Consider the following 7,682-nt stretch of genomic DNA (forward strand, 5'->3'; position numbering starts at 1 on the left):
CCGCACCGGTGCGGTCACGCTGCGCAGATGGGCGCGGTCCGGTTTCCCGGCGGGCGTGAGCGGCAGTTCGGGCCAGACGGAGACGCTGACCGGGGTGTGTTCCGGGGTGAGCGCCGCCGCCACGTAGTCACGCAGGTCGCAGGAGGTGTGCCCGGCGCCCGAGTGGAGTTCGACAGCGGCGTGCACCTGCTCGACGAGGTCGGCGTCGCGGACCCCGAAGACGGCGGCCTGCCGTACCTGGGGGTGCGCCGTCAGCGCGTCCTCGATCGCGGCCGGGTCCAGCTTGAGCCCGCCGTGCTTGATGACGTCGCCGACCCGGCCGTCCAGGCGCAGATAGCCGTAGGTGTCCCAGTGCCCGAGGTCCCCGGTGCGCAGCCAGCCGTCCCTGAGCGTCCTGGCGGTCAGCTCCGGGTCGTCCAGGTAGCCCGCCGAGACCGTGGCCGAGCTGACCCAGATCTCGCCGCTCTGCCCGCGCCCCAGCGCCGTCGTGCTGCCGGGTGCCCGGATCTCGACGCGTACCCAGGGGAAGGGCCGGCCGACCGAGCCGAGGAGCTCCGGTTCGCGGTGGTCCAGCGGGTTGAGGCTGGAGATGCCGCCGGCCTCCGTCGTGCCGTACACCTGGATCAGCACGTCACCGAAGAGCCGGACCGCCTGCCGCACCCGCTCGGGCGCGGCGGGGGTGCCGCTGTAGGTGATGCGCCGCAGGGACGACAGGTCGCAGGACGTCGCCAGCGGGTGGTCGAGCAGCCGGTACAGATGCGGCACGGCGAGGTAGACGTCGGTCACCCGCAGCCGGTCGAAGGCGTGCAGGGTGGCGTCGGCGTCGAACTCGTCGTGCAGCACCACCGTTCCGCCGCCCGACAGCACCGCGTCGGCCATCGGGGCCGTCGTGTGGCTGATCGGGGTGACCGAGAGCAGCGTCGCCGGTCCCCGGGGATCGAGGCCGTCCGTGAGTCGCGCCACGAGCTGTTCGCGGGTGCGGTAGCGCTGGGCAACCATCTTCGGCCGGCCGGTGGAGCCGCTGGTGAAGTCGACGACCGCGACATCGTCCGGACGCGGCTCCGGCAGATCCGGCAGCCGCGCCCGCCCGTCCGCCCGGCGGGCGATCGGCAGCACGGTGAGGCCGGGCAGCCGCCGGGTCAGCCACCGCCCGCGGGCTGCGCTGTCCTCGTCCCGGTCGTCCACCAGCAGCAGCCGCACGCCGAGTTCGCGCAGCAGCTGGGTCTGGGTGGCCAGCGAGAACGTCTGGGTGTCGGTCCGCGGATTCATCGAGCGTACGTAGACGGAGGTGCCCCCCAGCAGATTCACCGCGTACCGGGCGCTGAGCATCAGCGGGTGGTTGGGACCGGTCAGGGTGGCGACGGTGGCCCCGGGGCCGATGCCCCGGGACTTCAGCAGGGCGGTGGTCCCGAGCACGGATTCACGCAGCTCACCCGCTGCGACCGTCGAGTCGCGCCGGTGCAGGACCGCACGGGCGGGATCGCGTGCCAGCGAGGCGAGTACCCGGCGCGCGTATGAGGGCGGAGCGGTTCGGGTGGTCATGATCCTCCTTTCTGCACAAGGGTGTGGGAGAAGAGAAAGGCGAAAGCGGAAAGAGGGGAGGGGGAAGGGCCCGTTCAGATGATCTTCATCTGGCCCATCATTCCCATGGCGCTGTGGTCGATCATGTGGCAGTGATAGGGATAGACGCCCCGGTGCGAACTGAAGGTCAGCTGGAGTTTCGCGACCTGTCCGGGGAAGAGCAGAACGGTGTCCTTGAGGCCGGCCTCCGCCGGATAGGGCGCAGCCCCGTCACGTTCGAGAATGCGGAACTGCACCAGGTGCGTATGGAAGTTGTGCGGAATGGTGGCGCTCTTGTTCACCACCGTCCATACCTCCGTGGCGCCCCACCGGATGGTGGTGTCGATCCGGTTCGCGTCGAAGGTCCTGCCGTTGATGTACGCCTGGTGGCTGCCGGTGCCCGGCTCGTCCATGTTCAGTTCGAAGGTGCGCTCGACGGTCGGCTTCGGCAGGGCCGGCAGCGTGGCGAGGGCGGCGGGCACCCGGCTGCTGTCGGGGGTCTTCTCGCCCACGTCGAACCGCATGACCTGGCCGACCAGTTCGGTCGGGCCGGGGCCGAGCATGTTGGACAGGGTGAGCTTGGTGCCGGGCGCGTACTGGGCGAAGTCGACGACGAAGTCGATGCGCTCGCCGGGGGACAGCACCATGACCGGCGTCTCGGCGGGCGCCGCGAGCAGCCCGCCGTCCGAGCCGATCTGCTGCACCGGGTGCTGGTCGGTCGTGCCGTCGGTCAGCGCCAGGATGAAGATGCGCAGGTTGCACGAGTTGACCAGGCGGAAGCGGTACTTGCGGCCCTCGACCTTCAGATACGGCCAGGGCCGGCCGTTGACCAGGATCGTCGTCCGGTTGTCCGCGTCGTCCATCGTGTAGACCATGGCGGCGTTCTCGTCGAACGCCGCGTCGCGCAGGACGAGCGGGATGTCGTAGGCGCCCGAGGGCAGTCCGAGCGCGTCCTCGTTGCTGTCGCCGAGCAGATACGCCCCGGACAGACCCCGGTAGACGTGCTCGGACTCCATGTGGTGCGCGTGGTCGTGCGTCCACAGGGTGGCGCCGGGCTGCCTGTTCTCGTACACGTACGTCCGGGAGCGCCCCGGAGCGATGGTGTCCATCATGCCGCCGTCGTCGGCCACCGGGTTGTTGCCGCCGTGCAGGTGCACCGAGGTGGGCATGTCCAGGGCGTTCACCTGCTGGACGACCGCGGTGCGGCCCGAGCGGGCGCGGATGGTGGGTCCGGGGAAGGAGCCGTTGTACGTGAGGACGTCGGTGCGGGTGCCCGGCAGGATCTCCGTGCTCGCCCTGCGCATCGTCACGCGGTAGTAGTCGGCCGCCTTGGTCCTGCGGTACGGGGCCAGTACCGGCGGCACCGTCAGCGGCACCGTGAACTGCTCGACGGCGCCCGCCGCCGCGGTGCGGCCGGTGGCCTCCGCGGCCTGGGCCGACTGGCCGCCGGCGAGCAGCTGGAACGTTCCGCCCGCAGCGCCGACCGCGCCGACGGCACCGGTGGTCAGACCGAGGCGTATTGCATGACGACGAGTGAGCACGAGATCTTCCCTACCTGTGGTGAGTGCACGGGATGCGGTGCGGTGAGTCGAATGCGTGTTTCGAGGATGCGCCGCGGGTGCCGGATGTCCGAGCGAAAGCCGGACGCCCCTGTCATGTGTCACGCGAACCGTGACCTCGGTCATCCATGGAAATGGTGAGTGTCATGTGGTGTGCCGTAGAAGGGAGTTGAGGGTGTATCGGGCCGCAGAGTGGATTTCGACGTACGCAGCGAAGTTCCGTAGACCGGAGGCCCCGGATGATCCCCGTATCCACGACGAGACCCGCCAGGACGCATGCCCGCGTCCTGCGGGCCGACGTCCGTGTCGCCCTGGACGGCGCCACGGACACCGTGACCCTGCACGGCCCCGTCAGCTCCCTGGTGCTGCGGCCGGTACGCGGGGCGCTGCGCACCGTGCTCGACCGGCTCGGCGGCGAGCCGCTGCCCGACGACGAGCTGTACGAGGGGTTCACCCCGGCCGAGCGGGTCCGGGCGGCCGCTCTCGTGGAGCGGGCCTCGCAGCTCCTCGCGCACAGCGTGCTCAGCGGCGACGAGGCGCCGCTGCGGCGGGAGTTGGTGCGGCTGGAGCAGACGGCCCGCGACGCCGGGTACGAACCGGCCCCGGTGGGCACCGACGCCGCGGTGCGGCTGTCCCGGTTCGCGTTCTGCCGCTCGCGCGACGGCGTGCTGGTGCTGGAGTCGCCGCTCGTGAAGTTCCGCGCGGTGCTCGCCGACCGGGGGGCGCGCGAGCTCACGGCCGCCCTGGGGCAGCCGGTGGCGGCCGGCCGGGCCGGTGAGGGCACCGGTCTCGGGCCGCAGGAGAGCCTCGACGTGCTCGCGCATCTGATCGGGGCCGGCTTCGCCGAGGCCGCCGGCCCCGACGGGACGTTCGCCTCCGACACCGAACCGAAGCTGCGGCAGTGGGACTTCCACGACCTGCTGTTCCACTCGCGGGTGCGCTCGGGCCGCTACGACGGGATCTTCGGCGCGGTCTACCCCTACCAGGGGGAGATCGAGCCGCGGCCGGCGGTGAAGCCCGTCCCGGCCGGGGAGGCGGTCGATCTGTACCGGCCGCTGCGCCGGGACATCGACGCCCGTGACCCCTCACTGACCGCCGCGATCGAGACGAGACGTTCGCACCGTACGTACGGGGAAAGGGAGTTGACCGCCGAGGAGCTGGGCGAGTTCCTGTACCGGGTGCAGCGTGTCCGGGTGCACCACACCCCGGGCGCGGACAGCCCCGGCGCCGACGAGGTGATCTCCCGCCCCTACCCGAGTGGCGGCTCGCTCTACGAGCTGGAGCTGTACGTCACCGTGCTGCGCTGCGCGGGGCTGGCGCCGGGCATCTACCACTACGACTCCTACGGACACCGCCTGGTGCTCGTCAACGACGCCGAGGTGGACCGCAGATCGCTGCTGAACGTGGCGTCCCGCTCGGTCGGCTTCGACGTGCGCCCCGATGTGCTCATCACGGTGACCTCGCGCTTCCAGCGGATGGCGTGGAAGTACCGGGCCATGGCGTACGCGACGACGCTGCGGCACACCGGTGTGCTCTACCAGACGATGTATCTGGTGGCCACGGCGATGGGCCTGGCCCCCTGCGGCCTGGGCAACGGGGACGCCGACATGTCCGCCCGGGTCCTGGGCCTGGACTACCTGGAGGAGTCCTCGGTGGGGGATTTCCTGCTCGGTACGCCGGGTCAGGACCCCGCGATCGCCGGCGACCCCGGTCCGGAATGGCACATGGTGAACAGCCCCGAATGGTCGCTGCCGGGCGAAGCGTCATTCGCCCCGTGATAAATGTCAGCGCGGCGCCGGAAAGTCTGGTGCGGGGGTGGCGGGCCGAGCAATATGGATATCGAAGCCGGACGGGAAAGCAGAAGAAACCGAATGGCTTCATATTCGCAGGACTGTTGTTCCGGGACGGAATTCAGAGAATCCGAGAAATTCCGGAACCCAATCGAAGGGAATGCACCATGGCTGCCAACGACATCAAGAACGACGACACGGCGTTCGACGGCTTCGACGCGGACGAGCTGGAGACCCTTGAGGTCGCCCAGGGTGTGGCGCTGCCGGAGATGGGTGCCTCCAGCGGCTCGATCGGCACCTCGTCCTCCTCGTCCAGCACCTGCTCCGCCTGCTGACCCACCCCACCCGAATCCGGACCGTCAGGTCCTCGAAAGGAATTCAGACATGAGCATCAACGACATCAACGGCGACGACGCGGCGTTCGACGGCTTCGACGCGGACGAGCTGGAGACCCTTGAGGTCGCCCAGGGTGTGGCGCTGCCGGAGATGGGCGCGTCCAGCGGTTCGATCGGGACCTCGTCGTCCTCGTCGAGCACCTGCTCCGCCTGCTGACTGCCGCTCGGCCGTAACGGCTGAACCGCACACAGAAGGATGCGCCCGCCCGGCCTCCAGGCCGGCCGGGTACATCCTTGTGTGCGCAGGCGGGAAGGGGCCCCGCTCGCGGGGCCGGGCAGGTGACGCCGGCTCAGCCCTTGACGGCCACGTGGTACGCGGACACCCACAGCACCACCGCGGAGCCCAGGCCCACCACGGCCCGCACGCCCTCGTTCGACAGGCCGGCCGCGATGAGCACGAACCCGACGACCGCGACGACGCTCAGCAGGACCGCCGTCCCCTTGTACTGCCACTGGTCGTAGAGGCGCGCGAGCGGGAAGAAGTGCAGGCCCACGACCAGCGCGATGGCGGCCGGGATGAACTCCGGGTGGCCCGAGGCGTTGGACGCCGCGATCACCGCGAAGACGGCGACCACCTCGACGACGTTCACGATGCCGACCGCGCGCGCCCAGTTCTCCGGCAGGCTCACCATGCGGGGCGAGGGTGCGGCGCCCTTGCGGTAGGCGAGCACGATCGCCACCGCGGTGAGTGCCGCGCCGGTGATCTCGATGGCCAGGGCCGCGCCCGGGGACGCCAGTCCGGACGCGCCGGCGAAGGCCCAGATCACGGCGAACACCGACAGGACGAGAGTGCCCCTGCGGCGGAGGTTCCGGGTGAGCGCGACGCACTCGGCATCCGTGGCCGAAGGTGTGGAGGGCGTCGATGGCGTAGTGGGGGTCATTGGCGGAGAATACAACGATCATCCCGTCGGTTTGGCTGTTTTCGGCCAGGCCGCCCGGTTCGGGCCGATGACATCCCGAGGTGATGACATCTGTCACGGCGGGGCGAAGCGAAATCCCTCGTTCCGTGATTCCCGGAGCGGTGTCACGACAACGGTGACGTATGTAAGCGCCGGACCTCCCGCTCTTCCCCCGGAAATTCACTTGGCCAATAGTGAATTCACGTTCTCGATTTCATCTCGGAAGGTGCGAAAGACATGGGGTTTGACGCTCCGGAGCGCACTGCCGTGAGGCCGGACTCCGCCGGTCTGACGGGGGTGCGCCTCCACACACGGATGCCGGTGACACCGGCCTGGATCGCCCGGCACGTCGTGCCGGCCGCCCGCTCGCTCGGCGAACAGGGCGCCCCCGGCGTCCAGTTGAGGCGCGGATGGCTGCACGGCCCGCACTTCGACGTACTCGCCATGGACGCCCCGGGAGCACCCGGCGGCGCCGTCGACTGGCAGTCGGTCGCGGCCCGGCTGGACGCCGGACCGCTCGACGCGGCCCGCGCCCTGACCGACGAGGTGTATCTCGACCAGGCCCGGGAGTTCGGCCGGCTGGAGGCGGTGCAGCCGCCCTACCTGCCGCTGCGCGCCCATGGTGCGGTGGAGGTCATCGCCCCGGACGACCCGGCCCTGCGCTCCCGCGAACCGCGGCTGGACGCCCTGCGCCACGTCGTCGGCGGCGCGCTGGCCAGGCCCGTGCTCCGGATGATCGAGTCGATGGCCGCCGAACCGCGCAGCGGCACCCGGCGGCTGGCCGAGGCGTTCGCCGCCCTGGTCGACACACACTTCCTCGGACCGGCGTACGGGGTGTTCTCGCCCCGCTCCCACGTCGAGGCCTTCCTCGCCTGGGCGGCGCCGGCCAAGGACATGCGCCCGGTGTTCAAGGAGCGCCTCGCCAGGGACGCGGCCATGCTGCGCACGGTCGTGGAGGAGCGGCTCAGCGGTGAGGCGTCCCCGGCGGCCGCCGAGTGGCGCACCGCGTTCGCCTACTCCTCCGGTGCGCTGGAGAGCGCGGTCGCGGCCGGCACCCTCACCCTCGACCTGCTCGACTCGGTCACCGACGGGGTGGACCGCAGTGAGATGGGCCCGCCCGGAGCCACCACCGTCGTCCCGCGGGGCGAGCAGCCGGACACCGAGTTCCACCGCACCGTGCACGGCTCCGGCGCCATCAGCTCCCCGTCGCCGTTCTTCGCGGCCTACCGGCTGCTGACCAACCTCTTCTACCAGCAGCTGCCGCTGCTCACCGTGTCGCCGATGCAGCGCTACTACATGTGCTTCGCGCTCGCCGAGACCGTGGACGAGGTGCTGGGCGTCAGCTGGCAGGACCGCCTGGATGCCGTCACCGGCCCGGCGCAGCGGGTTGACGCGGAGGAACCACTGGGGTTCGGGGCTGGTCATCTCGGGGCTCCCGTCGGTTCGGGGGTGGCGACGGCCGGGCCGGTGACGGCATCC

The 7,682-nt window shown here is 70.7% G+C and carries 7 protein-coding genes; 4 read left to right on the forward strand and 3 right to left on the reverse strand.

What is annotated here, in order from left to right:
- The coding region (locus J1C73_RS29220; RefSeq protein WP_207319004.1) for a class I adenylate-forming enzyme family protein at positions 1-1,542 on the reverse strand (1,542 nt) is incomplete at its 3' end.
- Between the two features lie 74 nt (positions 1,543-1,616).
- Positions 1,617-3,101, reverse strand: coding sequence for a multicopper oxidase family protein (locus J1C73_RS29225; RefSeq protein ID WP_207319005.1), 1,485 nt, complete (start codon positions 3,099-3,101; stop codon positions 1,617-1,619).
- A gap of 257 nt (positions 3,102-3,358) precedes the next feature.
- Here J1C73_RS29225 and J1C73_RS29230 point away from each other — a divergent pair, with 257 nt between their 5' ends.
- The 3 genes from J1C73_RS29230 to J1C73_RS29240 all read left to right on the forward strand — a co-directional run bounded on the left by J1C73_RS29230 (position 3,359) and on the right by J1C73_RS29240 (position 5,461).
- Entirely contained in the window at positions 3,359-4,897 is a 1,539-nt protein-coding gene (locus J1C73_RS29230) for a SagB/ThcOx family dehydrogenase (RefSeq protein WP_207319006.1), read from the forward strand.
- 179 nt (positions 4,898-5,076) lie between these two features.
- On the forward strand, positions 5,077-5,244 hold the full coding sequence (locus J1C73_RS29235; protein WP_207319007.1) for a thiazolylpeptide-type bacteriocin: 168 nt from the start codon (positions 5,077-5,079) through the stop codon (positions 5,242-5,244).
- Between the two features lie 49 nt (positions 5,245-5,293).
- Positions 5,294-5,461 carry a thiazolylpeptide-type bacteriocin gene (locus J1C73_RS29240; RefSeq protein WP_123460839.1) on the forward strand — a complete coding sequence of 56 codons (168 nt, stop codon included), beginning with the start codon at positions 5,294-5,296 and terminating at the stop codon, positions 5,459-5,461.
- 133 nt (positions 5,462-5,594) lie between these two features.
- On the opposite strand, the gene J1C73_RS29245 is transcribed toward J1C73_RS29240, so the two are convergent.
- On the reverse strand, positions 5,595-6,185 hold the full coding sequence (locus tag J1C73_RS29245) for a hypothetical protein (protein WP_207319008.1): 591 nt from the start codon (positions 6,183-6,185) through the stop codon (positions 5,595-5,597).
- A gap of 255 nt (positions 6,186-6,440) precedes the next feature.
- Here J1C73_RS29245 and J1C73_RS29250 point away from each other — a divergent pair.
- Positions 6,441-7,682 (forward strand): hypothetical protein (locus J1C73_RS29250; RefSeq protein WP_242644876.1); only part of this gene is annotated, 1,242 nt, incomplete at its 3' end.

It is taken from the genome of Streptomyces laculatispora (assembly GCF_017353455.1).
Lineage (GTDB): Bacteria > Actinomycetota > Actinomycetes > Streptomycetales > Streptomycetaceae > Streptomyces > Streptomyces laculatispora.

Bases quoted from the DNA above. Each gene is read 5' to 3' on its own strand.
- J1C73_RS29230 (WP_207319006.1), top strand. From the start codon at position 3,359: ATGATCCCCGTATCCACGACGAGACCCGCCAGGACGCATGCCCGCGTC.
- J1C73_RS29235 (WP_207319007.1), top strand. From the start codon at position 5,077: ATGGCTGCCAACGACATCAAGAACGACGACACGGCGTTCGACGGCTTC.
- J1C73_RS29240 (WP_123460839.1), top strand. From the start codon at position 5,294: ATGAGCATCAACGACATCAACGGCGACGACGCGGCGTTCGACGGCTTC.
- J1C73_RS29245 (WP_207319008.1), bottom strand. From the start codon at position 6,185: ATGACCCCCACTACGCCATCGACGCCCTCCACACCTTCGGCCACGGAT.